Raw genomic sequence first — 25,354 nt, 5'->3', positions numbered from 1 at the left:
TAACTGGTGGCAGGGTTAGCTGTGCTCCGGTGCTCCTGATTTTGCGCCGCCCAGAACATTGCGTTTGTAGTAGTCGCTGATCTCGGCCTTGCGTTGCGCGGCAAAATCCGCGCCCACTTCCTCACCATTCGCAACGGCTTTGCGCATGGCGGCAGCGCGCGGGTCGGTGGTGTAGGCCGCGACATAGGCGTTGGACACGTCCTCCCGGCTGTAAATATCGTCTGACGGCGCGCGGGTGCTGATCGGACCTGACGGCGTCGAGCCGTCCGAATTCGGTGGACCGCCATAAATGTTGGGGCGGTCTTCAGACCCAAGCAACATCAGGACCAGAAACCAGATCCCGCCGATAACAGGGACAAACGTGATGAAATACCATGCGCCGGACCGGCCGGTGTCATGCAGCCGGCGCACCATGACGCAGATGTTGGGCACAAGGGTTGCGAGCATGAAGACAAATGCCGCGCCGCCCGCGACCATTGCCAATGTGGTTGGACCGGTAGGTTCGACCGCGGCGGCCGCGATTGTGCACAGCGACAGCAGGATCAGGCCCTGCACCAGCCCCCACCACCAATATTCCGACCGCGTCGCGCGGCCTGACATGGTTGCGTAGTTTCGTAGCACTGATTGTGTCGCGGCAAGAGGGCCCATGGTCGTTGTCCTGTAGCGTTTGTCTCACGTGCAATGTCGTGGGCAAATCAGGCAGAACTGTGCGTCAATCGGGTCATTTTCCGGAAATTGACGTTAGGGTTAATCAATCGTTATCGCGAACGTTTGGAATGTTTGACTTTGTGTAAACCACGGTGTCGCCGTCGCGAATTGGCGGCGGGCCGTAGATGTTCTCTTCCTCGTCTCCGGCCAAGGCACAGAGAATAAGCAGCGCGAACGATCCGAATGGGACAAAGCTAATCAAGACCGCCCAAGCCGTGATGCCTTTGTCATGCAACCTGCGCGCGGTCACCGCAAGCATAGGCGGCAGCAATATCAACATTGCCACAAAAAAGGGCCAGACCGTGCCGCCTTCGCCGTTCTCGTCAAGGGTGACAATGACAATGATGAAGCCCGCCAGAGAGACCAGATTGTAGAACAGGAAGAACCACCAAAACTCCGATCGCGATGCCCGACCGGAGACGGTGACAAATTTGCTTAAGCAAATCTTAACAGCGGTGCCGAAGCTCATGCTACTTGTCCTTCTTCCCGATCTTCGCCTCGGTCCCATTCATAATGCGGCGGATATTGCCCGCGTGGCGCACCCAGATCAAGGCGCCCAGCGCAATGGCCAACACCACCATGTCGGGCCTGCCCAACCAGACTAGCGCCACAGGCATGGACACAGCGGCGACCAACGCCGACAAGGAAGAAATGCGAAAGAGCGCGGCGGCCACCAGCCATGTCAGGCAGGCCACGGTCCCTGCGGGGAACGACAGCGCCAGCAAGGTACCCAGATAGGTCGCCACGCCCTTGCCGCCTTTGAAGCCCAGCCATACCGGAAACAAGTGGCCAAGGAAGGCCATCAACCCGGCAAGCTGCGCGGCATCCTCCCCGACCATGTACCGCGCCACCAGCACGGCAATCGCGCCTTTGCCCGAGTCCAGCAACAACGTCGCCAAAGCGGCGGGCTTCGACCCGGTGCGCAGCACATTCGTGGCGCCTATGTTGCCCGACCCGATCTCGCGCAGGTTGCCCAAACCGAACGCCTTGGTGATCACCAACCCGAATGGGATCGACCCCAGCAAGTAGGCCAGCACGCCAGTTATCAGCAGCAACGGCACGGAAGTTACAATCTCGGGCATCAGCGGGCGTATACCTCATGGCCCGCCACATAGGTGCGCAGCACGCGGCCTTGCATGCGTTGCCCGTCAAACGGAGTGTTCTTGGATTTGGATTTCAGGGTCTCACGGTCCATCACAAACGGTGCGCCCGCGTCAAACAGCACCAGATCCGCCGGCGCGCCCGCTTCCATCCGGCCACCGTCTAGCCCTAGTCGCTTGGCTGGGTTCAGCGACATGGCGCGGAACAGCGTGGGCAAGTCCAACTGGCCAGAATGGTACAAACGCAGGACCGCAGGCAGCAATGTCTCCAGACCCACGGCACCCGATGCGGCTTGCTCGTAGGGCAGGCGCTTGCTTTCTTCATCCTGCGGCGTGTGCATCGAGCAAATGATGTCGATCAATCCGCTGGCGACGGCTTCGACCATCGCGACGCGGTCGTCCTCGCTGCGCAAAGGAGGCTTCACTTTGAAGAAGGTGCGGTAATCGCCCACATCCAGCTCGTTGAGCGTCAGGTGGTGAATGGACACGCCCGCTGTCACATCGTGACCCGCTTCTTTCGCGCGGCTCAGAGCGGGCAGGGCGGCAGCAGAGGAAATTTGGTCGGCGTGGTAGCGCACCTTCGTTGCCTCCACCAAAGCCAGATCGCGTTCAAGCCCCATCCGTTCTGCCAAAGGCGAGACCGAGGGCAGTCCCCGCAGGGACGCAAACTTGCCTGAGGTCACAGCCGCCCCGTCGCTGAGCACCGGCTCCTGCGGGTGCCCCATCACCAACGCGCCCAAGGACCGCGCATACACCATCGCGCGGCTCAGCACCTTTGTGTCGGTCACCACGTTGTCGCCGTCGGAAAACGCCACGGCACCCGCATCACGCAGGAACCCCATTTCGACCATCTCGCGCCCTTCGCGCGCTTTAGTGAGCGAGGCCATGGGCGCGATCCGCACATCCGTCATCTCGGCGCCGCGCCGTTTGGCGAATTCCAAAGTCTCGGGCGTATCGACGGTCGGGATCGTGTCGGGGCGTGTCACCATGGTGGTCACGCCACCTGCGGCAGCGGCTTGGCCTGCGGTGCGGAAGCTTTCTTTGTGGCGCTCCCCTGGCTCGCAAACCTTAACGCCGATATCGACGATGCCAGGGGCCAGATATTTGCCTCCGCAGTCGACAAGGTTCCCCGCGGGGAACCTTTTTTTGTCACTCAGATCAATATCTTGCGGTAATATTTCGTTAATCCGCCCATCCTTGATGAGAACTGCGCCATGTTCCTCGGTTCCCCGCTCAGGGTCGATCAATATGGCGTTGGTCAGCAGCAACATAGTGGCGGGCCTTTCTTAACGTTTTGCCCGTTTCGCACGGGCGAGCGGTGTTTGGCAAATGGGATTAGGTCGCCACAATCACCGACAGCGAGATCATCACGATGAGGAACGCGATGAGGATCAATGCAATTCCCTGGCGGGATTTCAGGCTTCCCTTCTTTTTGCTGTGCCAGCCGATGTGGTCTTGCGCAGGCCGGCCGTAGCTGGAGGCCGCTGTCTCCAACGCCTCGGCGGTGTGATCGGCGACGGCCAGTGGCAGCGTGTCGATCAGGGTCAGATTGCTGCCCGCCTGCCAATCTCCGGCCAGGGCCGCGCCGGGGATCAACAGCACATGCCCGTCCAGCGCGTTCAGTTTCGGGGCGGCTTTCTTCAACGGCTCCTCCAACGTGTCAAAGGCAGTTGCCACGTAGTCGGCAAGTTTCAGGTCGCCCAAATCTCCGACCGGGAAGAGCTCGATATTGTCGGTGTCCAGCCCGCCTTGGCGCAGCGACAGCCATCCCGCCAGATCGGGCAGCATCGGCGCGTCGCCTTTGGAGCGGCTGAGAAATGTGTGGCGCACATCAATCTCGGCGTTGACGGCGAAGATATGAAGGGTCGCCTGCGCCATCAGCCGCCGAACCAGATCAGGAACCCGGTAAACGCAAACAGCAGCAACAGGGCGTACATCGCGATTTTGCCCGACATGCGTGGGTCTTTAGGATCTTCGCTCACTGCTGCTCCAAGCTCTGTTGTATGTCCCTCATTTTTCGAAACACCTCTCGGCCATCTTCAAGCAGTTCGAAGCCGATTTTGACGATATGGGTGGAGTCATTCCTCGTTTCTGTGCGTTCGGCGAAGTAAATCGACGTGTATTTGCCTTCCTCCAACGCCAGCGTGGTCTCGGGCGTGAGCGGATAGCTTTCCAAACTGCGGCTGCCGAAGACAGGGTTCTTCGCGACAAAGGCGCGCTTGGAGGTCAGAGTGTAATGCGTACGTTGCCGGATCGCCGCTTTCCAGAAATGCTGGCCTACCAACTGGAAGGATCCGACAAAGAAGAAGAGCAGGCCAAACATCCAAAACACGCCACCGGCTTGCGACGCCATGACCATCCAAAACACCGAGAACCCGGTGAAGAACAGGAAGAATACCGGCTCAAAAGGACCGCGAAACTCAAGTCGGATCGCCGAGGCCGGCTTGCCTTGCCAGACGACCTCTTCGCCCTGATCCAATATGCCTGCCCATTCAGAATTACCCGTCATCGCTCAAACCATAACGCCTGTTGGCTGCGCCTTGCGCGCATTCGCCAGCAGCTCCATGCAGGCCATGCGGACGGCGACGCCCATTTCGACCTGCTCCTGAATGACGGAGCGGTTGATGTCGTCGGCCAAGGTGCCGTCGATTTCCACGCCGCGGTTCATCGGCCCGGGGTGCATGACGATGGCGTCCGGCTTGGCGTGGCTCAGCTTTTCGGCATCCAGCCCATAGCGGTGATAATATTCACGTTCCGACGGGATGAAACCGCCGTCCATCCGTTCGCGCTGCAGCCGCAGCATCATCACCACGTCGACGTCAGCCAAGCCCTCGCGCATGTCCTCGTACACCTCGACGCCGAATTGGTCGATCTCGGACGGCATCAGGGTTGGGGGACCCACAAGGCGCACGCGATTTTCCATCTTTCCCAAGAGCAGGATGTTGGACCGCGCCACGCGGGAATGGGCGATATCGCCGCAAATGGCGATGTTGAGCCGGTGCAACCGCCCCTTGGCGCGGCGGATGGTCAGCGCATCCAGCAAGGCCTGCGTGGGGTGTTCATGCTTGCCGTCGCCTGCGTTCAGCACAGCGCAATTCACCTTCTCGGCCAGCAGATTCACCGCGCCCGAATGCGGGTGACGCACGACCAACAGGTCAGGGTGCATCGCGTTCAGCGTCAACGCGGTGTCAATCAGGGTTTCGCCCTTTTTGATGCTTGACGCCTGCATCGCCATGTTCATCACATCCGCGCCAAGGCGCTTGCCCGCTATCTCAAAGCTGGCCTGCGTGCGGGTGGAATTCTCAAAAAACATGTTAATCTGGGTCAGCCCCGCCAGCGTTTCGGAATGCTTGCGGTCAGAGCGGTTCAGCGTGACATATTGGTCCGCCAGATCGAGAATGGCGGCGATGTCGACGGGGGAGAGATGCTCGATCCCCAACAGGTGTTGCGCCCGGAATGTCATATGAGCCCTTTCGCCGTTCACGGCGGTATAGCAAGGCGCGAGCGTCTTGGACAAGCCGCGATTGTGGCGGGTTGCGGGGGGCCGTAGACTGCGCCCATGGAATCATTGGACTACCACCAAGCCAAAGCGCTGCTGGAATGGCAGATCGACCTCGGCGCGACGGAGGCGATTGGGGAAGTGCCGGTGAACCGGTACGAGGAACCGGCCAAGAAGCCGAAGCCTCAGGCCAAGCCCGCGCCGGAGCAGCCGGTGGCAATGCAGCCCGTTCAGGTGGATTTCGCGGAAGTGTCTCGGGCGGCGGCTGGGGCCGCGCAGGATTTGGATGGATTGCAGGCCGCGATCGCTGGGTTTGAGCATTGTGAACTGAAGAAGGGCGCGCGGAACCTGGTGTTTGCCGACGGCAAGCCGGAGGCGCGCGTGATGATCATCGGCGAAGCGCCGGGCGTGGAAGAGGACCGGCAGGGCAAACCGTTTGTCGGGGCGGCCGGCCAATTGCTGGACGCGATGTTTGCCGCGATTGACCATGGGCGCGACCATGACGCGAACCCCGTCTACATCACCAACATCCTGCCATGGCGCCCGCCGCAGAACCGCGACCCGAAACCTGACGAGATCGCGATGATGCTGCCCTTCGTGGAGCGGCATATCGAGCTGGTGGACCCTGATTTCCTGGTGCTGATGGGCAATATTTCATGCTCCGCCATACTGGGCCAGAAAGGCATCACCAAACTGCGCGGCAACTGGAAGGAGGCGCGGGGCTTGCCCGTATTGCCGATGTTCCACCCCGCCTATTTGCTGCGCCAACCCAGCGCCAAGCGGGAAGCGTGGGCGGATTTGCTGTCCTTGCAGGCGAGGTTGCGGGGATGAGCGAACGAGAGTTTATCCCGGTGCGCATTGCCGTGCTGACGGTGTCCGACACGCGGGTGGAGGCGGATGACAAGTCCGGCAATACTCTGGTCGACCGGCTGGAAGGTGCCGGGCATATTTTGGCGGCGCGGATGATCTTGCCGGATGAGCGGGACCAGATTGCGGATCAACTGCGCGCATGGTGCGCGGATGACGGGGTTGATGTGGTGCTGTCGACGGGCGGCACGGGGCTGACGGGGCGCGACGTGACCGTGGAGGCGCATCGCGACGTGTATGAGAAAGAGATCGACGCGTTTGGGACAGTGTTCACCCATGTTTCCATGGCCAAGATCGGTACCTCGGCGGTGCAAAGCCGGGCCACGGGAGGCGTGGCGCAGGGGACCTATCTGTTTGCGCTGCCAGGCAGCCCCGGCGCTTGTAAGGACGCCTGGGACGAAATTTTGGTCAAACAGCTCGATTACCGGCACAAACCGTGCAATTTCGTGGAAATCATGCCCCGTTTGGACGAACATCAGCGACGGAAGTAGCGTTTTCGTGCGTTAACGTCCTAAAGTTGGACGTTTTGAGGGCTAAGCCCTACATTAGACAGGTAGATTTACCGGAGTCGCCGCCGCATGCGTTTCTTTCGTCGTAGCCTGATTGGCCTCTTTCTGCTGGCATTGACCGCCGGGCTGTTGGCCGTGGGCGGCAACATCGTCTATTCGGCGCTGGAAACCCGCTGGGCGGAGGAGCCGTCGCAGCGGCCCGCGCGGGAGCGGATCTTCTCGGTCAGGGTGGCCACGATTGAGCCCGGAAACATCACACCGGAGCTGACAAGCTTTGGCGAAATACGGTCGCGGCGCACCCTTGATTTGCGCGCGCCCGTGGGCGGCGCTGTGGTGGAGCTGGCCGAGAATTTCCAAGAGGGCGGGACCGTCACCAAGGGCGAGTTGCTGGCGGTGATCGACCCGGCTGATGCGCAGGCGGCGCTGCAGGTGGCACAGACCGACCTGTTGGAGGCGGAGGCCGATTTGCTGGACGCAGAACGCGCGATTCTGCTTGCCAAGGACGAATTGGATGCGGCGCGGAACCAGACCGATTTGCAGGCAAAAGCGCTGGACCGGCAGAAGGACTTGCTGGCGCGCAATGTGGGCACGTCCGCGTCGGTTGAAGCTGCAGAATTGGCGGTGTCATCCGCCAATCAGGCCGTGTTGTCACGCCGCCAGACCGTGCAGCAGGCCGAGGCGCGGTTGGCGCAGGTCTCTACCCTGATCACGCGCCGCAAGATTGCGGTGTCGGATGCCGAGCGGCAATTGGCAGATACCGAGATTTATGCGGCGTTTGACGGACGTTTGTCCGACGTCAGCGCCACGGCAGGGGGGTTGGTCGCCAATAACGAGCGGCTGGCGCAATTGGTCGACCCGAAGGCGCTGGAAGTGTCGTTCCGTGTGTCCACGGCGCAATATTCCCGGCTGATTGATGAAAGCGGCGCGTTGGTCAAAGCGCCCGTTGAAGTGCGATTGGATGTGTTGGGCACCGACCTGACGGTTGCAGGCCGCATCACCCGCGAAAGCGCCGCCGTGGCGGAAGGATCGACGGGGCGGCTGTTGTTTGCGGAGATCGACAGTACCGGCGGATTGCGACCGGGAGATTTCGTGACCGTGATCTCGAAAGAGCCTGCGTTGCAACGGGTGGTGCAGCTGCCGGCCACAGCCGTGGCCCCGGACGGCACCGTGCTGGTGCTGGCCGATGAGGACCGGTTGGAAGAAGCGCAGGTGACCGTGCTGCGGCGGCAGGGGGACGACGTGATCCTGCGGGCGCGCGGGTTGCGGGGGCGTGAAGTGGTGACGGAACGCAGCCAAGTTCTGGGCGCGGGGATCAAAGTGAAACCATTGCGCGAAGATGGCGCCGGAGTGCCAGAGGAGCCCGAACTGGTGGAGCTGGACGCAGATCGCAGGGCGCGCATCATTGCCTTTGTCGAAGCCAACAAGCGTATCCCGGCAGAAGTCAAAACCCGCATGCTGGGTCAGCTGCAAGAGGCCAAGGTGCCTGCGCAGATGGTGGCCCGGATTGAATCGCGGATGGGCAGCTAAGCCGTGCGGGACGCCATCAAATCCACAACCGGCGGCGTCCTGTCCTATTTTACTCGGCACCGGACAGCGGCGAACCTGCTGCTGGTGATCCTGATCGCCGTGGGCGTCGCTGCGTTGCCGCGCATGCGGACGCAGTTTTTCCCGGATGTGATCCTCGACAGCGTGTCGGTCAATATTCAGTGGAACGGCGCGGGCGCCGATGACGTGGACCGCGCGATTGTGCAGTTGATGGAGCCTGCGCTGCTGGGTGTGGAAGGGGTTGCAAGTTCGACCTCTCAATCGCGCGAGGGCAGCGCCTCGATCAATCTGGAGTTTGAGCCCAATTGGGACATGAGCCGCGCCGCTGACGAGGTGCAGGCGGCGGTTGATGCGGTGAACGATTTACCCGACGACGCCGAGGACCCGGTGGTCCGGCGTGGCGCATGGCGGGACCGGGTGACGGATGTGGTGATCACCGGCCCCGTGGCGGTTGAGCAGTTAGGACGGTTCGCCGACGAATTTGTCACGCGCCTGTTTGCGGCAGGCGTTACAAGAACTTCCATACGCGGGGTGGCCGCGCCTGAAACGATTGTCGAGGTGGCCTCGACCGCGTTGATCAAGAACGACATCACCATGGCCGAGATAGCAGAGGCCATTCGCGGCGAGGCGTCAGCCGACCCTGCGGGGGACGTGTCTGGCGGCAACGCGCGGGTGCGCACCGGGATTGCCAAGCGTGACCCCAGCCAGATTGCCGCGATTGTACTGCGGTCGAACGCGGACGGGTCCAACCTGACGATTGGCGACGTGGCCACGATTGTGGTCGAAGGCACCGACCGCGACCGGGCGTATTTTGCGGGCGACAACCCCGCCATTTCGATCCGTGTGGACCGGTCCAACCAAGGGGACGCCATCAAGCTGCAGGCGCAGGTCACCGAGGTTGCGGAGGAACTGGCGCTGACCCTGCCCTCAGGCACCAGCATCGACCTGATCCGCACCCGATCAGAGGCCATCACGGGGCGGCTGGACATTCTGGTGGATAACGGCGCGGTTGGGCTGGGACTTGTGGTCTTGCTGCTCTTTCTGTTCCTCAACGTGCGGACTGCCATCTGGGTGGCCGCAGGCATTCCGGTTGCAATGCTGGGCGCGATTGCGCTGATGTATGTGGCCGGGCTGACCATCAACATGGTGTCGCTTTTTGCGCTTATCATCACGCTGGGCATCGTGGTGGACGACGCCATTGTGGTGGGCGAACACGCGGATTTCCGGGCGCGACAATTGGGGGAGGACCCTGTCACCGCATCCGAGAACGCGGCGCGGCGCATGTCAGCGCCAGTATTTTCCGCGACGCTGACGACCATCATTGCCTTCTTTGGATTGGTGGCCGTGGGGGGGCGGTTCGGCGATCTGATTGCCGACATCCCGTTTACCGTGATTGTGGTGCTGATTGCCTCGCTGGTGGAATGCTTCCTGATCCTGCCCAACCACATGAGCCATGCGCTGAAGGAGCGGCCCACGAAAGGGTTCAGCCGCCCGCGACTGAGCATCGCAGCCTTGGCGCTGAGCGTTGTGGCCATGGTGCTGACCGCCCTGATTGGGTTGGGACTGTTGCTGGGCGCGACCGCTTTGGGCTGGGTCGATGCGGAGGGCGGATTATATGCCGCCGTGTTCTCAGCCAATGGGATCGGGGCGTTGGCCGGGTTGGGGTTCTTCCTGCTGTGGTTTTCGTTCTACATGTTCAGCCGCCCCCGCCGGGCGGAGCTGGTCTTGGCCATGTCGCGCCACGGTGTCGACGCGGTATCCAGCACCGTCAATGTGGGCTTTGAATGGGTCCGGCATCGTGCCTTCCGCCCGCTGATGCATCTGGTGATCTGGGCGCGTTACCCCGTGCTCGCCTTGGTGCTGGTGGTCCTGGCCAGCCAAGCCGCGCTGTTCATCAAAGGTGACGTCACCTGGCGGTTCTTCAACGCGCCGGAGCGGGGGTCGGTGTCCGGCAACTTCTCGATGCTGCCGGGGGCCACGCGCGAGGACACGATCGAGATGATGCGCGAGATGCAGCGCGCCACCAATGCCCTGGCCGATGACTACCAAGAGCGCTACGGCACCAACCCGCTGGACTATGTGCTGGCCGAAGTGGGCGGCACCACGGGGCGCGGGTTATCTGGGCAAGAAAGTAAGGATGCCGACCAATTGGGTGCAATCGCGATTGAGTTGATCGACGCGGACCAGCGGCCCTATTCGTCTTTCCAGTTTGTGGGCGAATTGCAGGATGCCGTGCGTCGGCACCCGATGGTGGAACAGATCAGCTTCCGTGGCTGGCGATCTGGCCCGGGGGGCGACTCGTTGGATGTGCAGCTGTTTGGCGCCGAAGCGCAGACGCTGAAATCCGCCGCCGAGGCATTCAAGACCGCAATGCTGCAATTCCCGGAAGTGTCCGCCGTGGAAGACAGCCTCGCCTATGACAAGGAGGAGCTGATCCTGGACCTGACCGCGCAAGGCCAGGCGCTTGGGTTTACCATCGACGCGCTGGGTCGAGTGCTGCGCAATCGGCTGAACGGGATCGAGGCGGCGACTTACCCGGATGGTCCACGCTCCGCCACCATTCGGGTGGAACTGCCGACCGGTGAGCTGACGGCGGACTTCCTGGACCGAACCTTCATGCGCGCGCCATCGGGCGTCTACGTGCCATTGGCCGACATCGTGACGGTGCAAAGCCAGACCGGGTTTTCAACGGTGCGGCGGGAAAACGGGATCAGGCTGGTATCAGTCACAGGCGACATATCCGAGGATGACCCCGCACGCGCGGCAGAGATTGCCGGGCTGATTGCCGAAGAGATATTACCGCAGATCGAGCAGGATCATGGCGTGTCGTCCCGACAATCTGGGTTGGCGGAGCAGGAGGAGGAGTTCCTCAACGATGCGATGCTGGGGATGATCTTGTGCCTGATCGGCATCTATCTGGCGCTTGCCTGGGTCTTTGCCAGCTTCACCCGCCCGATTGTGATTATGGCGATCATCCCGTTTGGGCTGATCGGCACCATTTACGGCCACCACGCGTGGGACGTTCCGCTGTCGATGTTTACGGTGGTGGGGCTGATCGGGATGACGGGGATCATCATCAACGACTCCATCGTGCTGGTGTCGACCATCGACGAATATGCTGAGGAACGCGGGTTGATCCCCGCCATTGTAGATGGCGCGGTGGACCGGTTGCGGCCCGTTTTGCTGACAACGCTGACCACCGTTTTGGGCCTCGCGCCACTGCTGTTTGAAAGTTCGCGTCACGCGCAGTTCCTCAAACCCACGGTGATCACGCTGTGCTACGGGCTGGGCTTTGGGATGTTGCTGGTGCTGTTGGTCGTCCCCTCGCTGATCGCGATGCAGTCGGATGTGGCGCGTCAAACCAAGGCGTTGCGCCGGGCGATGTCGGCAAGCAGAGCCGCCCCGATCTTTCGGGGCATCATGTTGGCCAATGTGCTTGTTGCGGCGGTGCTGTTCGCGGTGACGCTTGGCGCAACGATCTGGACCGGCGCGATGCCAGGCCCGTTGCACGGATTGGTCCCTGCTTCGGCCATGTCGTCAGCCTTTGCGATGTTCATGGCGGGGGTATTGGCGCTGCTCGTTGTGAACTGGATTGGCGCCAGCATCACCCAATTGGTTGGCCGCAAGGCAAAGGCCTAGTCGCAGCCGCGCAGTTCAGTGGCCGAGGTCGTGGTCAGGAGCGTCATGCGCACCGTCGACAGGTCAACGTCGGCTTTGTCGTGCTGTGGGATCAGGCGGACTGTGGACAAGACCCAATCGTCGTCGCGCATGAAACGCGGCTCGCTGACCCAAACGCGTTGGTCACCTACCTCGACGACGGAGGTTTCCGCGACACCGTCCAGGGGGGCGATGTTGGTTGCGATGTCGAGCCGGTACTCCTCGCCCAAATCGGTGAGGGTGCAGCTGAGCTTGGCCTCGCTGGTTTCGGGCCGGTCGGTCAGGGCCGCCTGGATCGGGACCATACCAATGACGTCGGTATCGCTGAGCACACCGCTCAATGAGACATCCACCGGCAGGCAAATCTCGTTGCAGACGCCAAGGCGCAGATTCAGTTCGGCATCAATGTCGCCGCTTTCCTTGGCTTCGAGATGCACAGGCAGAACCACGCGGTCCGCGTAGCCGACCGAGCGCATGCCAAAGGTTCGGAACACCTCCGGGCGGGGCCAGAACACTTTGGCAAATGCCAGGTTGTCGGAGCCGTCCCAATTTGTGGTGGTCGGGATGCCGCCATCCCCCGGCGCGCGCCAATAGGTTTTCCACCCGGGCGCCAGGTCAATCTGGATGCCCGCGTAATGCGACCCGTCAGGTTCGCGCCACCCTTCCAGCAAGGTCACCGACACGACGCTGTCCACGGTTTCCAATACCTGCGCCCGCACCGGCAACACAGGGCTGGCGGCGACGCAAAGGGCCGTGACGGCACAAAGGGAGATCGGCTTTATCACCCGGCCAACATATGGACGCCCCCCTCACACGGGAAATCACGTCTAAGCGAGAGTTTGCTACAGTTGCGCGAAAGTCGCCCCCGCGCGCGGCTTTCGCTTGATCCCGCAGCGGTGACGCCGCACCCTAGGCAGATGACAAAACCAAGCGATTCCATGGATTTGAACGGCAGGTTGCTGATTGCGATGCCCTCGATGGGGGATCAGCGGTTTGAACAAAGTGTGATCTTCATCTGCTCCCATTCCGACAAAGGGGCTATGGGATTGATCGTCAACAAACCCGCCGAAGACCTGAAATTCAAGGATTTGCTGAAACAATTGGAGATCGAGGCCCCGCCATCGGCCCGGTCCATCCGCATCCATGTTGGCGGGCCGGTGGAGTTTGGCCGTGGGTTTGTGCTGCACTCGTCCGACTACGACCAAAGCGAGGCGACACTGAAGGTTGGCAACAGCTTCGGGATGACGGCCACGCTGGACATTCTTGAAGACATCGCCATGGGCGACGGGCCGGACCTTGCCTTGCTGGCGATGGGCTATGCGGGATGGGGGCCGGGGCAGCTTGAGGACGAGATCGTGCGCAACGGCTGGCTGATTGGCGACGCATCTGAGGCGCTGGTGTTCGGCAAGGAAGACAGCGGCAAGTGGCAGGGCGCGCTGAAGGCCATGGGCATTGACCCGTTGTTGCTGTCCGCCGAAGGCGGGCGCGCTTAGCGCGGCGCAGCGGCGCGGGTGAGACGGTCGTTGATGGCCAGCCCCAGCCCGTGCTGCGGGATCGGCGCGACGGTGAAGTGATCCGCCCCGGCCGCTTGTGTCAGAGCATCCATTTTTCGCAGCATTGAGAACAGATTGGCTGCCGCCTCTGTCAGGTTGCCGGTTGGGGACAGATTCAGGTCAGCCGTGCCGGTGCCAAAACCCAGATGCGCAACGTCTTGCTTTGCTTCTACGTTCAGCCGAATGCCTGCATCGGGGGCGTAGTGTGACGCCAATTGTCCCGGTGCGTTTGGCTTTGCCAAGCCGCCGCCTTGAGCCAGTGCGCGGCCCAGCGCGCCTTCTGCCGCCTCGCGGGAAATGCCCCCGGGGCGCAGCAGCGTGATTGGGTCGCCGCCAAAGATTGACGATTCCAATCCAACGCCGCATTGCCCCCCGTCGACCACGGCGGCAATTCGACCCGACAACCCATCCAGCACATGCGCGGCTGTGGTTGGGCTGATCTTGCCGGAGGGGTTGGCGGAGGGGGCGGCGATGGGCAGCCCGACCTCGCGCAACAGCGCCTGTGCCAATGGGTGCGCAGGAACGCGGATCGCGACCGTGTCCAGACCGGCGGTCACAAGGTCAGAGAGGCCGACATCACCGCGCAATGGAAGGACCAATGACATAGGCCCTGGCCAGAACGCGTCGGCCAGCGTTCGGGCTTCATCCGAGAAGGTCACGAAAGCCTCGGCGGCGGCGACATCGGGCAGATGCACGATCAGCGGGTTGAAGCTGGGGCGGTTCTTGGCCTCGAAAATGGCGGCGACGGCGCGGTCGTTGGTGGCGTCTGCCCCGAGGCCGTAGACGGTTTCCGTCGGGAACGCGACCAGCTTGCCGTCACGCAATAATTGTGCGGCATCAAGCAGTTGGCTTTGCGTTAATGTCTTGGTCACGCGGAATTCCCGTTCTGACGCTGCGTCCCCCTTGATGGGAAGGGCCGCGCGCTGCACATTTGTCCAAACTTTGACGCCCTTTAACCGATCCCCGCGTGCCTGCATAGTCGCGCAACCGAACGGAGTTCATAATGCCATATCGTGCGCCCGCCAGCGAATATCAGTTCCTCTTTGACAAGGTCGTGGGATTTTCCCGCGTCGCAGAGACCGAAAAATTTGCCGAAGCCACGCCGGATGTGACCTCTGCCATCCTCGAAGAGGCGGCCAAGATGTGCAACGAGGTGCTGGCACCCCTGCAGCGCAATGGCGATATGCATCCGGCGGTGTTGGAGAACGGCGTTGTGCGCACCTCGCCGGGGTTCGGAGACGGCTACAAGGCCATTGCCGAAGGCGGCTGGGTCGGTATGGCGGGCGACCCGGAATATGGCGGCATGGGCCTGCCGCAGTCGCTGGTCAACGCAGTCAACGAGATGATGGGCGGTGCCTGCCTGTCGCTGCAACTTAACCCGCTGATGACCCAAGGCCAGATCGAGGCGTTGGAACACCACGCCTCTGACGAGATCAAAGAGCTGTATCTGCCGAACCTGATTTCCGGTGCTTGGTCGGGCACGATGAACCTGACGGAGCCGCAGGCCGGGTCCGACGTGGGCGCGCTGCGCACCAAGGCGGAGCCAAACGGTGATGGCAGCTACGCGGTGACGGGACAGAAGATTTACATCAGCTGGGCCGATAATGATTTCACCGAAAATGTCTGTCACCTTGTGTTGGCGCGCCTACCGGATGCGAAGCCCGGGACCAAGGGTATCTCGCTGTTCATGGTGCCGAAGCTGATCCCGGACGAGAATGGCAAGCCCGGCGTGGCGAACTCGCTGAAGGTGGTGTCGCTTGAGCACAAGATGGGGCTGCACGGTTCACCGACTGCGGTGATGCAGTTTGACGGCGCTCAAGGTTGGCTTGTGGGTGAGGAACATAACGGCATGGCCGCCATGTTCACCATGATGAACAACGCACGTCTCGGCGTCGGCGGGCAGGGCATCGCCGTGGCGGAGGCCGCGTATCAACACGCATTGGCCTATGCCATGGATCGCAAGCAGGGCCGCGCGCATGAGGGCGAGACGATCATCGGCCATGCCGATGTGCGCCGGATGTTGGCGGAAATGAAGGCCGATATTTTCACGGCCCGTGCGATTTCGGCCGCCTGTGCATTGGCTATCGACATGGGCAACGCACAGGATGACGCCGCTTGGAAAGCGCGTGCGGCTTTGCTGACCCCGATTGCCAAGGCGTTCGGTACGGATGTGGGTATCGACGTGGCCCAAAAGGGTATTCAAGTGCATGGCGGCATGGGTTTCATCGAAGAAACCGGCGCCGCGCAATACTTGCGCGATGTGCGGGTGACCGCGATTTACGAGGGCACCAACGGCATTCAGGCGATGGATCTGGTGGCGCGCAAGATGATAGATGGCGGAGAAGCCGCCTATGCGCTGATTGACGAGCTTGAGGCCTCTATCGAGGGCTGCAAAGAGGGCAACTCCGATCTGGCGGCGAAAGTGTTCACTGCCTTTGAAACACTGCGCGAAACAACTGAGTGGCTTGTAGAGCAGGACATGAATGACCGCTTCGCGGGCTCGGTTGCTTATCTGAAGCTCTTCGCGCGCTGCCTTGGCGGTTATTACCACCTCTGCGCGGCGCATCGCGCCGGTGAGGATGGGGTGCGCGGTCGTATGGCGCGGGTCTATATTCAGCGTCTTTTGCCCGAACATGTTGGCCTTGCGGAGCATGTGCGCCAAGGGGCGGCTGACCTGTACGCGCTGAGCGTGGAAGATCTGGTCGCTTGAACCAAAAGCTAACCTACCCGTTTGAGGACATCCCCGCCGAGGGCGAGGCTGTTGAAGTGGCAGGCGGCATCCTGTGGATGCGCCTGCCGCTGCCGATGAAGCTGGATCATGTCAATATCTACGCCATTGCCGATGGCGACGGCTGGGCGATTGTGGATACCGGGTTTTACTCCAAGCGTGGGGTGACCATCTGGGACGCGTTGATGGCTGGGCCGCTGGGCGGCAAGCCCGTGCGCAAGGTGATCGTTACCCATCACCACCCCGATCATATCGGTATGGCGGGCTGGTTTCAGACCGAACATGGCGCGGAGTTGATCACCACCCGGACTGCATGGCTGATGGCGCGGATGCTGACTTTTGACGACCAACCCGTGCCCACGCCGGAGGCGATCACCTTCTACACCCGTGGTGGGATGGATGCGGATATCTTGGAAAAGCGCAAGGCGGAGCGCCCGTTCAACTTCTCCGACTGCGTGGCGGCGCTGCCGCAAGGCTACACACGTATCCGCGAAGGGGATACGCTGACTATCGGCGGTCGCAAATGGCTGGTTCGTATCGGCAACGGCCATGCGCCCGAACATGCTACGCTTTGGTCGGATGATGACGTGGTGTTGGGCGGCGATCAGCTGATCCCGTCCATTTCACCCAATCTGGGGCTGTATCCGAACGAGCCGGAGGCGGACCCGGTGTCTGACTGGCTGGAGGCCTGCGAAAGGATGTTGCAATTCGCAACTCCGGGTCAGCTGGTTCTGCCGGGCCATAAACTGCCGTTCAAAGGCCTGCCATTGCGGTTGAAGCAGCTAATCGACAACCACCACGGCGCGTTGGACCGGCTGCTGACCTTCCTTCAGGAACCGCACACGGCCGGTGAGACCTTCCTGACGCTGTTCAAGCGCGAGATTGGCGGCGGGGAATACGGTTTGGCGCTGGTGGAGGCCATGGCCCATTGCCATCACCTGTATTTGTCTGGACAAGTGACCCGCTCCTTGCGCGATGATGGGGCGTATCTCTACCAGACGAAGGCCTAACCGATGAACGACGAGATCAAGACCACGGCAGAAATGGTGGAGGCCGCGGCGCTTCCCAAGGCTCGTGTTGTGCACTTGAAGGATTGCGCCCCCACGGCCGAGCAGCAGCCGTTGCCCGAAGGCGTTGCAAAGACGCCTCTGTCACAGAAGTCGCCCGCCGAATGGGCCTATGAGCGGCTGGTGCTTTACATCCAGAACTTTGAACAGCAGCTTGATGCCAACCAAGAGGTCGCGATGGGTTTTACCGGCGGCGACGCGGGCGTGATGCGGATTGAGGGGATGGGCTTTTACGCCCCTGACATCATCACTTTCTACGGGTCCGATCCGTCCGGCACCAAGACCCAGCAGATCCAGCATGTCAGCCAGCTGAACGTCATGCTGCGCGCGCTGCCCAAAGAGGTGGATCAGCCGGAACCAAACCGCATTGGTTTCCGCCTCGCGCAGCAGTTGGAAGAAGGCGACGAATAGCCGCGCGCTGCCGCGTGACACTGCATTAAGAATCCGCTATGCCACGGGCAACCAACTTAGACACACCACTGACGGAGGCCACAATGGCTGAGCACGAGCACGGGTCCATGGACACCAAAGACCAAGAAAAAACATTCGACGGATTCGTAAAATTCACGACCTATTCGATCGTGATCATCCTTGTCTTTCTGGTCCTTCTGGCCATGATCAACGGCTGATCCGACAAGTCCCCGTGTTGCGTCGTGTGTTCCTGTCGCTGGCCATGTTGGTCAGCCTTGCCGCCTGCGGGGCGGAGCCGATCTGGTCGGAACAGCATGAAATTGACCGCGTCGCGTTCCGCGCGCCGGGGCCAGCCAAGCTGACGTTGATCACGGTGATCAACAACCGTTCAGGCTCGGGCGCGCATACGGGGCTATTGATCAACGGCTCGCAGCGCGTGATGTGGGACCCGGCGGGGACCTGGTGGAACCCCAACGCCCCTGAGCGCAATGACCTGCATTACGGCCTGACCGACCGCATGGTCGGCGTCTACATCGACTACCACACGCGGGAGACGTTCCACACCGTGGTGCAGGAAATCACCGTCTCCCCCGAGGTGGCGCAGAAGGCGCTGATGCTGGCCGCAAATTACGGCGCGGTGCCGAAGGCGCAATGCTCGCTGTCGACGTCGAAAATCCTGTCGCAGCTGCCAGGTTTTGAAAGCATCCCGGTGGGGTATTTCCCAACCAAAACCATGGATGCGTTTGCCAAATTGCCCGGGGTGACCACCCGCAAGGTTTACGACGATGATCCGGACGACAATTCAGCAAAGCTGCCCGCGCAGGGTCTCTGACACTAGCCCGTATGCGGTTTGCCCTCGCCAGTCTCCAGATAGGCTTTGAGGCTGTCGAGGAAGAAGAAATCCCAACCGGCCTTACAAATATCAAAGCAAAGCAGGTCCGGCTTTAAACCGATGTGGTCCAGTTTGACGCGGGTCTGATTGCCCTCTGTGGTAAATTCCCACCGAACAACCGTATCAAGCCATTCTTGTTCTATCTCTGCGGGCTGCCCTTCGTGCAGGTGCAGCGCATCGACGCAGGTCATGTCGACCCGTTCATTGGGAACGAGTAACGTGGCCTCAAAGGTCCAGTAGGACTTGCCGGGTGGAAAAGTGAACTTGGACCGATCGCCGACGTCGCGCATGGGCGCGTCGGGCTTGGTCCACCATTTGTCATACTGGGTGGTCGCGGCCTTGAAGCATGCGGCTGGGCTGGCGTTGACCAGAATGGAGGCGGTGTAGTGTGTGTCGGTCATGCAATGTGTCCTGACTGTCTAGGCTAAGTTGCATCCTGCCAATGAGGCGGGAAAGTTGCGGCGACATTTGGCAATGCCTCGACCCGATTGACCCAAGCGGCGAGGTTCGGGAACAGTGCGGGCAGGTCGCCCAATCCAAGTGCCTCCATCGTCGCGGCATGTGTCTGTGTGGCGCGCACCAGAAGACGGATGTGAGGGAACATCACAGCGTCTGCTGCGGTCGGGTTTGCCCCCGCTAAGAAAGCGCCTTCGGAAAGGTAGGTCTCCGGGATGGCCAATTCGTCGGTTAGGGCCTGCGCCGCTTCTCGCAAAGCGTCGTTGGCTTCGGTTTCGCCACCGAAGAACAGTGGCCTCAGAACCCCGCTGACGGCGGGCGGGAGAAACTCTGCAATACTCATCACGCGCTGCCAGATCACGGCTGATTGGCTTGGTGTTGCGCCAAAGAGCGGCCTGTCGGGATAGGCGCGGTCGAGCCATCCCAGAATGCCGATCGAGTCGGTCAATTGAGTGTCGCCGTCGATCAAGACCGGAACGGTGCCACGTGGGTTGAGCTTCAAGAATTCGGGGGATTTGTGTTCCTGTTTCTGGGCCGACAATGTGGTCAGATCAAAGGCCAAGCCCTTGAACGTCAACCCAATCTGAACGCGCCACGGGCTGGGGGCGCCGCTGACAGAGTACAAAGCAATGGTCATCGGGTGTCTCCTGGTTGCGATTACCCAATGTCAAATACGCCGCTTGCTTGGCCTTCAAAAGTAGGCAGAAAAATCGTATACAGTACTAAAAAACTTACTATTGCAGGAAAACAAGGATGTTGGACCGGGAAGAAAATTTGGCTCCTTCGCCAGAAGTCGGTGAAGCGCGCTGTCCGGCGCAGGATGTGATTGGGATGATCGGGGGAAAATGGAAGCTGATGCTTCTGCAAATTCTGATTTTTCAAGGCACCAAACGTTTCGGGGAATTGCGAAAGCTGGCAACTGGTATCACCCAAACCATGCTGACCAACCAGCTGCGCGCATTGGAGGCGGATGGCTTGGTTTCGCGTAAGGTCTATGCCGAAGTACCACCGAGGGTGGAATACAGTGCAACGCCTGCTGGCATGGGGCTGAGGCCTGTGTTTACATCCATGCATGACTGGTGGGTAGAAACGCGCGACTGACGGCGTTGTGGGCGAACCAGCGTTTCATTCACACTGCATGTGCTTGCACCACGATAGACAAAAACAAACCCCCGAAGCGGCTGCTGCGGGGGTCGTTTTTTGCTCACAAGTGAGGGAGGGATTTACATCCCGCCTTCGCGCTGTGCCTTTTTACGAGCCAGCTTGCGGGCGCGGCGGATGGCCTCGGCCTTCTCGCGTGCTTTCTTCTCAGACGGCTTTTCGAAATGTTGCTTGAGCTTCATTTCCCGAAAAACGCCTTCACGCTGAAGTTTCTTCTTCAGAGCGCGGAGAGCCTGATCGACATTGTTGTCGCGAACGCTTACCTGCATGTGGTGTCACCACCTTCCTAAGTTAGAGTTTGCAAGAATTTGCAGGAAGTGGCGCTATAGCAAGGTCGCCCTATCTTGTCCACTAGGGAAACCTGAGGAGTTTGAGATGTCTGATACCGAAAAGAACCGCCTTTTGGATGCCGCATTGGACCATGTCATGTTCGACGGCTGGTCCGACGAGACATTTCAAAGTGCTGTGCAAGATACAGGCATTGAGCTGGCCGTTGCCAAATCAATTTTCCCGCGTACGGCGCTGGATATGGCAATTGCCTTTCACGAGCGTGGCGACGCCCAGATGGCGGCTCGGATGAAGCGGGAGAACCTGTTGGGGATGCGCTATAGCGAACGCGTCGCGGCGGGCGTGCGCTACCGGCTGGAAGCTGTCGGCGACCACAAGGAAGCGGTGCGGCGTGGATCGGCCTTGTTTGCCTTACCGCAGAACGCGGCGCTTGGGGCCAAGCTGGTCTGGGGCACGGCGGACGCGATTTGGACAGAGCTGGGCGACAGCTCGGACGATTTCAACTGGTATTCGAAACGCACGATCTTGTCGGGGGTTTACGGCTCCACCGTCTTGTTCTGGCTGGGCGACGACAGCGAAGGCCATGAAAAGACGTGGGAATTTCTGGACCGTCGGATTGAGAACGTCATGCAGTTTGAAAAATTCAAAGCGCAGATGAACGACAATCCGTTGGCCTCGAAGCTGATGGCGGGGCCGAATTGGCTGATGTCCAAGGTGAAGGCACCTTCCAAAATGCGGGACCCTGATCTACCGGGGTTCATGAGCTCACGCCCCCATAAGTAGGACTGACATAATGATGCGTGCTGTTGAGATTTCAAAGCCCGGCGGGCCGGATGTGTTGACGCCTGTTGAGGTGCCGGTACCTGTTCCGGGGGCGGGCGATGTCGTTATAAAATTGGACTATGCGGGCGTGAACCGGCCCGATGCGCTGCAGCGGGCGGGGGCATACGACCCGCCTGTTGGGGCCTCGCCTTTGCCCGGGCTTGAAGGGGCCGGGACGGTCTCGGCTATCGGCGCCGGAGTGTCTGGTGTCGCGGTCGGTGACAAGGTTTGCGCGCTGCTGCCGGGTGGCGGGTACGCGGAATATGTCAGCACGCCGGCGGCGCATTGTTTGCCCGTGCCAAACGGCTTGAGCATGGCTGAGGCGGCGGCGTTGCCGGAGACGTACTTCACTGTTTTCTCTAACGTTTTTATGCGTGGCGGGCTGAAAGCGGGGGAGCGGTTTTTGGTGCATGGCGGGTCGTCGGGCATTGGGACGACGGCCATTCAGTTGGCGCGTGCTTTTGGCGCACGGGTGTTCACGACGGCTGGGTCTGACGAAAAATGCGGAGTTTGCAACGACTTGGGCGCGGAGGTTGCGATCAACTACCGCGACGCGGATTTTGTGGAGGTTCTGAAGGCCGAAGGCGGGGCGGATTTGATCCTTGATATGGTGGGTGGCGACTACCTGCCGCGCAACGTCAAAGCCTTGGCGATGGACGGGCGGCTGGTGCAGATCGCTTTCTTGCAAGGCCCTAAAATTGAACTGAATTTTGCGTTTCTGATGACGCGCAGGCTGACCATTACGGGGTCAACATTGCGGCCACAAAGCGACTTGGCGAAGGCGCAGATTGCCGACCGTCTGAGAGCCGAGGTCTGGCCTTTGTTGGAGGCTGGAACGGTGAAGCCGGTGATGGATTCGGAGTTCGCCTTGGAGGATGCCAGTAAGGCGCATGCGAAGATGGCAAGCTCCACCCATATCGGGAAAATCGTGCTCAAAATCTGACGTTAACTTTCGCCAGAAAGCCATGAAAACCGCGTACACAGGCTGTACACACCCCGTACACAGGGCGTCGTGACGCGCGGTGCTTACATGCTTGTTAACGAATTGGCGTGAACAGAGCGTCGTCCATGCGGCAGTCCCGGATCGTGTCGTGGCCGCAGCTGCGGAAGTCGAGTTCTTTGGTCAGGCAGATCCGTGCTTCCTGAATGTGGCGGTTTTTGCAGGTGATGGTGATGCCGCCGGTCTTAAGGCCGTCATTTTCCAAAAGGAACGCCTCCTCGATCACATGGGCGGGCAGTTTCACCGGGTCTTTGAGTTTTCGAAACACCGCTGGGCGGGTGATTTTTGCGTAGGCCTCCCGCGACAGGGCGAAGTAATCCTGCGATGAAAGGCCGGAACAGCGCCCGTGTTTCTTCCATTGGTGCCAGGCCAAACCGCCGGTGCCCATCACGTCAGCCATGGCTGCGGTCTCGGACCGCGAGGGGCTGCGTTCGCGGGTGTTGCAATAGGAGGGCCAGCCTTCTTCGAATTGCGGCCACAGGCCATGCATGATCCAGCCGTGATCGTGTTTGGGGTCGCATTGGTCGGAATTGCGGGCGTCACCTTCCAGGGCGCACCAGTTTGGCGACCAGCTGAGGGCGAGGACGTAATAGTCGAACTCGCCGGCTTTTTCGCCTTCGGCAAAGGCTGCGCCTGCACAGAAAAGCCAGATCAAAAGTGCCCGCATTTGTTCTTTCCCTTTTAACTAAGGCTCACTATATAGGCCCCAAGTTCCCCAACAATACGAACTTGTTCCAACCGGGACAGCCCCTAAGCCGGGTGACGGGGAAGTTGTGTTTAACGTCCAAAGGAGACGACCAATGGCTACACCGATTATGGCGAAAGCGACTGCCGTTTGGCTGGTCGACAACACCACACTGACATTTACCCAGATCGCGAATTTCTGCGGGCTGCACGACCTTGAGGTGCAAGGCATCGCGGATGGCGACGTGGCGCAGGGCGTCAAAGGCTTTGACCCGATTTCCAACAACCAGCTGACGCAGGAAGAGATCGACAAAGGCGTGGCCGACAAACGCTACCAGCTGAAGCTGAAGCACAACGCCGCCGCTGTGGGTGAAGAGAAACGCCGTGGCCCGCGTTATACGCCGCTGTCGAAACGTCAGGACCGTCCGGCGTCGATTCTGTGGCTGGTGAAGTTCCACCCAGAACTGACCGATGGTCAGATTTCGAAACTGGTGGGCACCACGAAGCCCACGATCAACGCGATCCGCGAGCGGACGCATTGGAACATCCAGAACATCCAACCGATTGACCCGGTGGCTTTGGGGCTGTGTAAACAGTCCGAGCTGGACGCCGCCGTTCAGAAAGCGAATGCCAAGAAAGCCAAAGACGGCGAAGCGATGAGCGATGACGAGCGGCGCAAGCTGGTCTCGACCGAGCTGTCGCTTGGCGCACCTGCGGAAGAGCCCGCGCTGCCGTCCTCGATGGCCGGTCTTGAGACCTTCACCTTGGGTGACGCGCCTGCGGATGATGAGGACGAGGACGACAACCTGCTGGTGGACGCGGATTCGCTGTTCAACCTTCCTGAGGGCGACGACCAACCGGATGTGGGCGAGCAGCCCGAGGTTGACGACGAGAAGTAAGGTTTAGGTTTGGCGGGGTGAACCCCGCCCTACGCGATGAGGCCACCGACCTGCGGGTTGGTGGCTTTTTTTTGGGTGTGGGTGGGGTGCGGGAATGGCCGGTTTGAGCCCAGAGTGACCTGAGCTTTAAACTCAAATCTCAATCCCGAAGTCCAATCGCCAATTGAGAAATGCTAGTGGACTTGGAACAAATTCGGCAGGGAAACTTTTTGCTTTTTAGATTCAATATGTCACCATTAGCTACTTCCACTATAGCCGCACTGAACTTGTCCAAGTGAATGCACTTTCTTTCGCCAAACTGCGTTTCGGTCAATCGGCGCACCACGGTGTAAGGAAAATTGACACAGACCGCAGTCTTGCGGTTTTTGAGTCCACCTGACCAAGTACCCGCAGAGATTTTGACCTTTTTAGGGAACCACAGAAATGTACTGCCATCCAGCCCAAGATAAAGAATGGCACCATTCAATTCACCCGAAGCAAACCGGTACGTTTTGTCGCCCCATTCATCCAGCAACGATTCAGTAATAGAAGGATAGCGGTCTTGCTGAGCTCCTACCAATACAGGCCAGATACCGAAAAATATAGCGGCTGACATCAATTCGAGGCTTCTTAGCATCACATGCTTTTCCAACAAGAGTGAGCAACAAGCTCCGATAATCAGAAGGCAACGGTTAGGCACAAATGTGTATATTGTTTGATGTGCGGAAATGGCCGGTTGGAACGGCAGCAAGTCCCGCATAACAGCCACTTCTTTTCTGCTCACCAGCCCGGTAAACAGGCCGTAGGCCCCGGGCATCGCCAGACCGCCCGACAGGGCTGGCGATTTGGTGGGGCTGGGCGCGCCGAATGTACAGAAGATGACCTTGCTACCATAAAGCGCTGTCGAATGGGCCTCTTGTCGCCACCCCGCGGTCTGGCTATGCCCTCATCGAATGGCGGCTTCGTGCCGCATAGCAGACATTCACAGCGCAGTGACGAATGGCCTAGCGGACGATGTAGCGCGCCCGCGCCCCGCGTTCGATGGCGGCGGCGTGGAGGCGGTCTATTTCCAACGCGTAGCGGATTTCTTCGAGCAGGCGCAGCTCTTGCTGGCCGATATGGGCGTCGCTGGCGGCGACGTCGCAGGCAAGCGCGTAGGCGGTCTCAAAAAGCTCGGGTTCCAGCGCCTCTTTGACGAGGCCGAAGAGCGCGTCGAGACCGTCTTCATCCTCGAACAGGTCGAAGACGGTGGCGGCGACCTTGTTGATGCGGTCGACGTCGTAATCGGCAAAGATCGGCAGGTGATTGACCACCTGCTGGATGGCCACCAGTTCAGACGTGCGCACATTGGCGTCCGACATGGAGACCGCGATCATCATGGCGACGAGGCAATCCTGCGCGGAGAGGGGGGAGGCGTCGAGAGACATGCAAAGGGCTTTCTGGAAAGGCGATGTTGCAGCGCAGAATATTGACCCGGCAGGGCCCGCACAATAGGTAGCATCACCTAGGTGCGTATTGGACGCACCCCC

29 protein-coding genes are annotated in these 25,354 nt (G+C 60.4%); 14 read left to right on the top strand and 15 right to left on the bottom strand.

The window, feature by feature from the left end:
• Positions 1-15 precede the first annotated feature (15 nt).
• The 7 genes from Q0899_RS11695 to Q0899_RS11665 all read right to left on the bottom strand — a co-directional run bounded on the left by Q0899_RS11695 (position 16) and on the right by Q0899_RS11665 (position 5,271).
• Positions 16-648: a DUF805 domain-containing protein gene (locus tag Q0899_RS11695; RefSeq protein ID WP_299192981.1), complete on the bottom strand. Its 633-nt coding sequence runs from the start codon at positions 646-648 to the stop codon at positions 16-18.
• Positions 649-751: 103 nt separating this feature from the next.
• Complete coding sequence (locus tag Q0899_RS11690) at positions 752-1,177, bottom strand: DUF805 domain-containing protein (protein WP_299192979.1); 426 nt, start codon at positions 1,175-1,177, stop codon at positions 752-754.
• Between the two features lies 1 nt (position 1,178).
• Positions 1,179-1,790 (bottom strand): glycerol-3-phosphate 1-O-acyltransferase PlsY, encoded by a 612-nt coding sequence (gene plsY, locus Q0899_RS11685; RefSeq protein ID WP_298294061.1) that lies wholly within the window; start codon positions 1,788-1,790, stop codon positions 1,179-1,181.
• Positions 1,790-3,079 carry a dihydroorotase gene (gene pyrC / locus Q0899_RS11680; protein WP_298362200.1) on the bottom strand — a complete coding sequence of 430 codons (1,290 nt, stop codon included), beginning with the start codon at positions 3,077-3,079 and terminating at the stop codon, positions 1,790-1,792. The genes plsY and pyrC overlap by 1 nt, the downstream gene beginning before the upstream one ends.
• Positions 3,080-3,143: 64 nt before the next feature.
• Positions 3,144-3,686, bottom strand: coding sequence for a hypothetical protein (locus Q0899_RS11675; protein ID WP_298294056.1), 543 nt, complete (start codon positions 3,684-3,686; stop codon positions 3,144-3,146).
• Between the two features lie 100 nt (positions 3,687-3,786).
• Positions 3,787-4,317, bottom strand: a complete 531-nt coding sequence (locus Q0899_RS11670) for an aspartate carbamoyltransferase catalytic subunit (protein WP_299192976.1) — start codon at positions 4,315-4,317, stop codon at positions 3,787-3,789.
• 3 nt (positions 4,318-4,320) lie between these two features.
• The gene (locus Q0899_RS11665) at positions 4,321-5,271 is read right to left on the bottom strand and encodes an aspartate carbamoyltransferase catalytic subunit (protein ID WP_298294052.1); all 951 of its coding nucleotides are present in this window, start codon (positions 5,269-5,271) and stop codon (positions 4,321-4,323) included.
• A gap of 96 nt (positions 5,272-5,367) precedes the next feature.
• Here Q0899_RS11665 and Q0899_RS11660 point away from each other — a divergent pair, with 96 nt between their 5' ends.
• The 4 genes from Q0899_RS11660 to Q0899_RS11645 all read left to right on the top strand — a co-directional run bounded on the left by Q0899_RS11660 (position 5,368) and on the right by Q0899_RS11645 (position 11,867).
• The gene (locus tag Q0899_RS11660) at positions 5,368-6,138 is read left to right on the top strand and encodes a uracil-DNA glycosylase (protein ID WP_298294049.1); all 771 of its coding nucleotides are present in this window, start codon (positions 5,368-5,370) and stop codon (positions 6,136-6,138) included.
• A complete protein-coding gene (gene moaB, locus Q0899_RS11655) occupies positions 6,135-6,665 on the top strand; it encodes a molybdenum cofactor biosynthesis protein B (RefSeq protein WP_298294047.1) in 531 nt (176 codons plus the stop codon). The genes Q0899_RS11660 and moaB overlap by 4 nt, the downstream gene beginning before the upstream one ends.
• Before the next feature lie 87 nt (positions 6,666-6,752).
• Positions 6,753-8,210 (top strand): HlyD family efflux transporter periplasmic adaptor subunit, encoded by a 1,458-nt coding sequence (locus Q0899_RS11650; RefSeq protein WP_298294044.1) that lies wholly within the window; start codon positions 6,753-6,755, stop codon positions 8,208-8,210.
• A 3-nt stretch (positions 8,211-8,213) separates the two neighbouring features.
• Entirely contained in the window at positions 8,214-11,867 is a 3,654-nt protein-coding gene (locus Q0899_RS11645; protein WP_299192972.1) for an efflux RND transporter permease subunit, read from the top strand.
• On the opposite strand, the gene Q0899_RS11640 is transcribed toward Q0899_RS11645, so the two are convergent.
• The gene (locus tag Q0899_RS11640) at positions 11,864-12,670 is read right to left on the bottom strand and encodes a protein-disulfide reductase DsbD domain-containing protein (protein ID WP_298294037.1); all 807 of its coding nucleotides are present in this window, start codon (positions 12,668-12,670) and stop codon (positions 11,864-11,866) included. The two genes, Q0899_RS11645 and Q0899_RS11640, sit on opposite strands and share 4 nt — an antisense overlap.
• Positions 12,671-12,823: 153 nt before the next feature.
• Between Q0899_RS11640 and Q0899_RS11635 the strand changes: the two genes are divergently transcribed.
• Positions 12,824-13,378, top strand: coding sequence for a YqgE/AlgH family protein (locus tag Q0899_RS11635; RefSeq protein WP_298362400.1), 555 nt, complete (start codon positions 12,824-12,826; stop codon positions 13,376-13,378).
• Here the strand turns inward: Q0899_RS11635 and Q0899_RS11630 are convergent.
• Positions 13,375-14,310 (bottom strand): L-threonylcarbamoyladenylate synthase, encoded by a 936-nt coding sequence (locus tag Q0899_RS11630; protein ID WP_298294034.1) that lies wholly within the window; start codon positions 14,308-14,310, stop codon positions 13,375-13,377. The two genes, Q0899_RS11635 and Q0899_RS11630, sit on opposite strands and share 4 nt — an antisense overlap.
• Positions 14,311-14,441: 131 nt before the next feature.
• Here Q0899_RS11630 and Q0899_RS11625 point away from each other — a divergent pair, with 131 nt between their 5' ends.
• From Q0899_RS11625 to Q0899_RS11605, 5 genes are all read left to right on the top strand, one after another.
• A complete protein-coding gene (locus Q0899_RS11625; protein ID WP_299192969.1) occupies positions 14,442-16,148 on the top strand; it encodes an acyl-CoA dehydrogenase in 1,707 nt (568 codons plus the stop codon).
• Positions 16,145-17,176: an MBL fold metallo-hydrolase gene (locus Q0899_RS11620; RefSeq protein ID WP_299192967.1), complete on the top strand. Its 1,032-nt coding sequence runs from the start codon at positions 16,145-16,147 to the stop codon at positions 17,174-17,176. Before Q0899_RS11625 ends, Q0899_RS11620 begins: the two co-directional genes overlap by 4 nt.
• A 3-nt stretch (positions 17,177-17,179) precedes the next feature.
• Positions 17,180-17,644, top strand: a complete 465-nt coding sequence (locus tag Q0899_RS11615; RefSeq protein WP_298362176.1) for a DUF6173 family protein — start codon at positions 17,180-17,182, stop codon at positions 17,642-17,644.
• Positions 17,645-17,727: 83 nt separating this feature from the next.
• On the top strand, positions 17,728-17,862 hold the full coding sequence (locus tag Q0899_RS11610) for an aa3-type cytochrome c oxidase subunit IV (protein ID WP_298294020.1): 135 nt from the start codon (positions 17,728-17,730) through the stop codon (positions 17,860-17,862).
• Positions 17,863-17,876: 14 nt separating this feature from the next.
• Positions 17,877-18,476: a hypothetical protein gene (locus Q0899_RS11605; RefSeq protein WP_299192964.1), complete on the top strand. Its 600-nt coding sequence runs from the start codon at positions 17,877-17,879 to the stop codon at positions 18,474-18,476.
• 2 nt (positions 18,477-18,478) lie between these two features.
• Here the strand turns inward: Q0899_RS11605 and Q0899_RS11600 are convergent, their stop codons facing one another.
• The gene (locus tag Q0899_RS11600; RefSeq protein WP_299192962.1) at positions 18,479-18,937 is read right to left on the bottom strand and encodes an SRPBCC domain-containing protein; all 459 of its coding nucleotides are present in this window, start codon (positions 18,935-18,937) and stop codon (positions 18,479-18,481) included.
• Positions 18,938-18,960: 23 nt separating this feature from the next.
• Positions 18,961-19,629 carry a glutathione S-transferase family protein gene (locus Q0899_RS11595; protein WP_299192960.1) on the bottom strand — a complete coding sequence of 223 codons (669 nt, stop codon included), beginning with the start codon at positions 19,627-19,629 and terminating at the stop codon, positions 18,961-18,963.
• Between the two features lie 119 nt (positions 19,630-19,748).
• On the opposite strand from Q0899_RS11595, the gene Q0899_RS11590 reads away from it, so the two are divergent.
• Complete coding sequence (locus Q0899_RS11590; protein WP_299192958.1) at positions 19,749-20,093, top strand: helix-turn-helix domain-containing protein; 345 nt, start codon at positions 19,749-19,751, stop codon at positions 20,091-20,093.
• 122 nt (positions 20,094-20,215) lie between these two features.
• On the opposite strand, the gene rpsU is transcribed toward Q0899_RS11590, so the two are convergent.
• The gene (gene rpsU, locus Q0899_RS11585; RefSeq protein ID WP_298294005.1) at positions 20,216-20,422 is read right to left on the bottom strand and encodes a 30S ribosomal protein S21; all 207 of its coding nucleotides are present in this window, start codon (positions 20,420-20,422) and stop codon (positions 20,216-20,218) included.
• Positions 20,423-20,528: 106 nt separating this feature from the next.
• Here rpsU and Q0899_RS11580 point away from each other — a divergent pair, with 106 nt between their 5' ends.
• On the top strand, positions 20,529-21,224 hold the full coding sequence (locus Q0899_RS11580) for a COQ9 family protein (RefSeq protein WP_298294001.1): 696 nt from the start codon (positions 20,529-20,531) through the stop codon (positions 21,222-21,224).
• A gap of 13 nt (positions 21,225-21,237) precedes the next feature.
• Positions 21,238-22,206, top strand: coding sequence for an NAD(P)H-quinone oxidoreductase (locus tag Q0899_RS11575; RefSeq protein WP_299195360.1), 969 nt, complete (start codon positions 21,238-21,240; stop codon positions 22,204-22,206).
• Positions 22,207-22,300: 94 nt separating this feature from the next.
• Here Q0899_RS11575 and Q0899_RS11570 read toward each other — a convergent pair whose 3' ends face one another.
• Positions 22,301-22,930, bottom strand: a complete 630-nt coding sequence (locus Q0899_RS11570; protein WP_299192955.1) for a ribonuclease T2 — start codon at positions 22,928-22,930, stop codon at positions 22,301-22,303.
• A gap of 133 nt (positions 22,931-23,063) precedes the next feature.
• Here Q0899_RS11570 and Q0899_RS11565 point away from each other — a divergent pair, with 133 nt between their 5' ends.
• The gene (locus Q0899_RS11565; RefSeq protein WP_298362157.1) at positions 23,064-23,846 is read left to right on the top strand and encodes a DUF1013 domain-containing protein; all 783 of its coding nucleotides are present in this window, start codon (positions 23,064-23,066) and stop codon (positions 23,844-23,846) included.
• A 139-nt stretch (positions 23,847-23,985) separates the two neighbouring features.
• Here the strand turns inward: Q0899_RS11565 and Q0899_RS11560 are convergent, their stop codons facing one another.
• The gene (locus Q0899_RS11560; protein ID WP_299192953.1) at positions 23,986-24,642 is read right to left on the bottom strand and encodes a hypothetical protein; all 657 of its coding nucleotides are present in this window, start codon (positions 24,640-24,642) and stop codon (positions 23,986-23,988) included.
• Between the two features lie 187 nt (positions 24,643-24,829).
• Positions 24,830-25,252, bottom strand: coding sequence for a tellurite resistance TerB family protein (locus tag Q0899_RS11555; RefSeq protein WP_298293992.1), 423 nt, complete (start codon positions 25,250-25,252; stop codon positions 24,830-24,832).
• Positions 25,253-25,354 lie beyond the last annotated feature (102 nt).

The organism is uncultured Litoreibacter sp. (assembly GCF_947501785.1).
Lineage (GTDB): Bacteria > Pseudomonadota > Alphaproteobacteria > Rhodobacterales > Rhodobacteraceae > Litoreibacter.
Note: the sequence above shows the minus strand (reverse complement) of the source record. Positions and strands in the feature narration are given on the sequence as shown.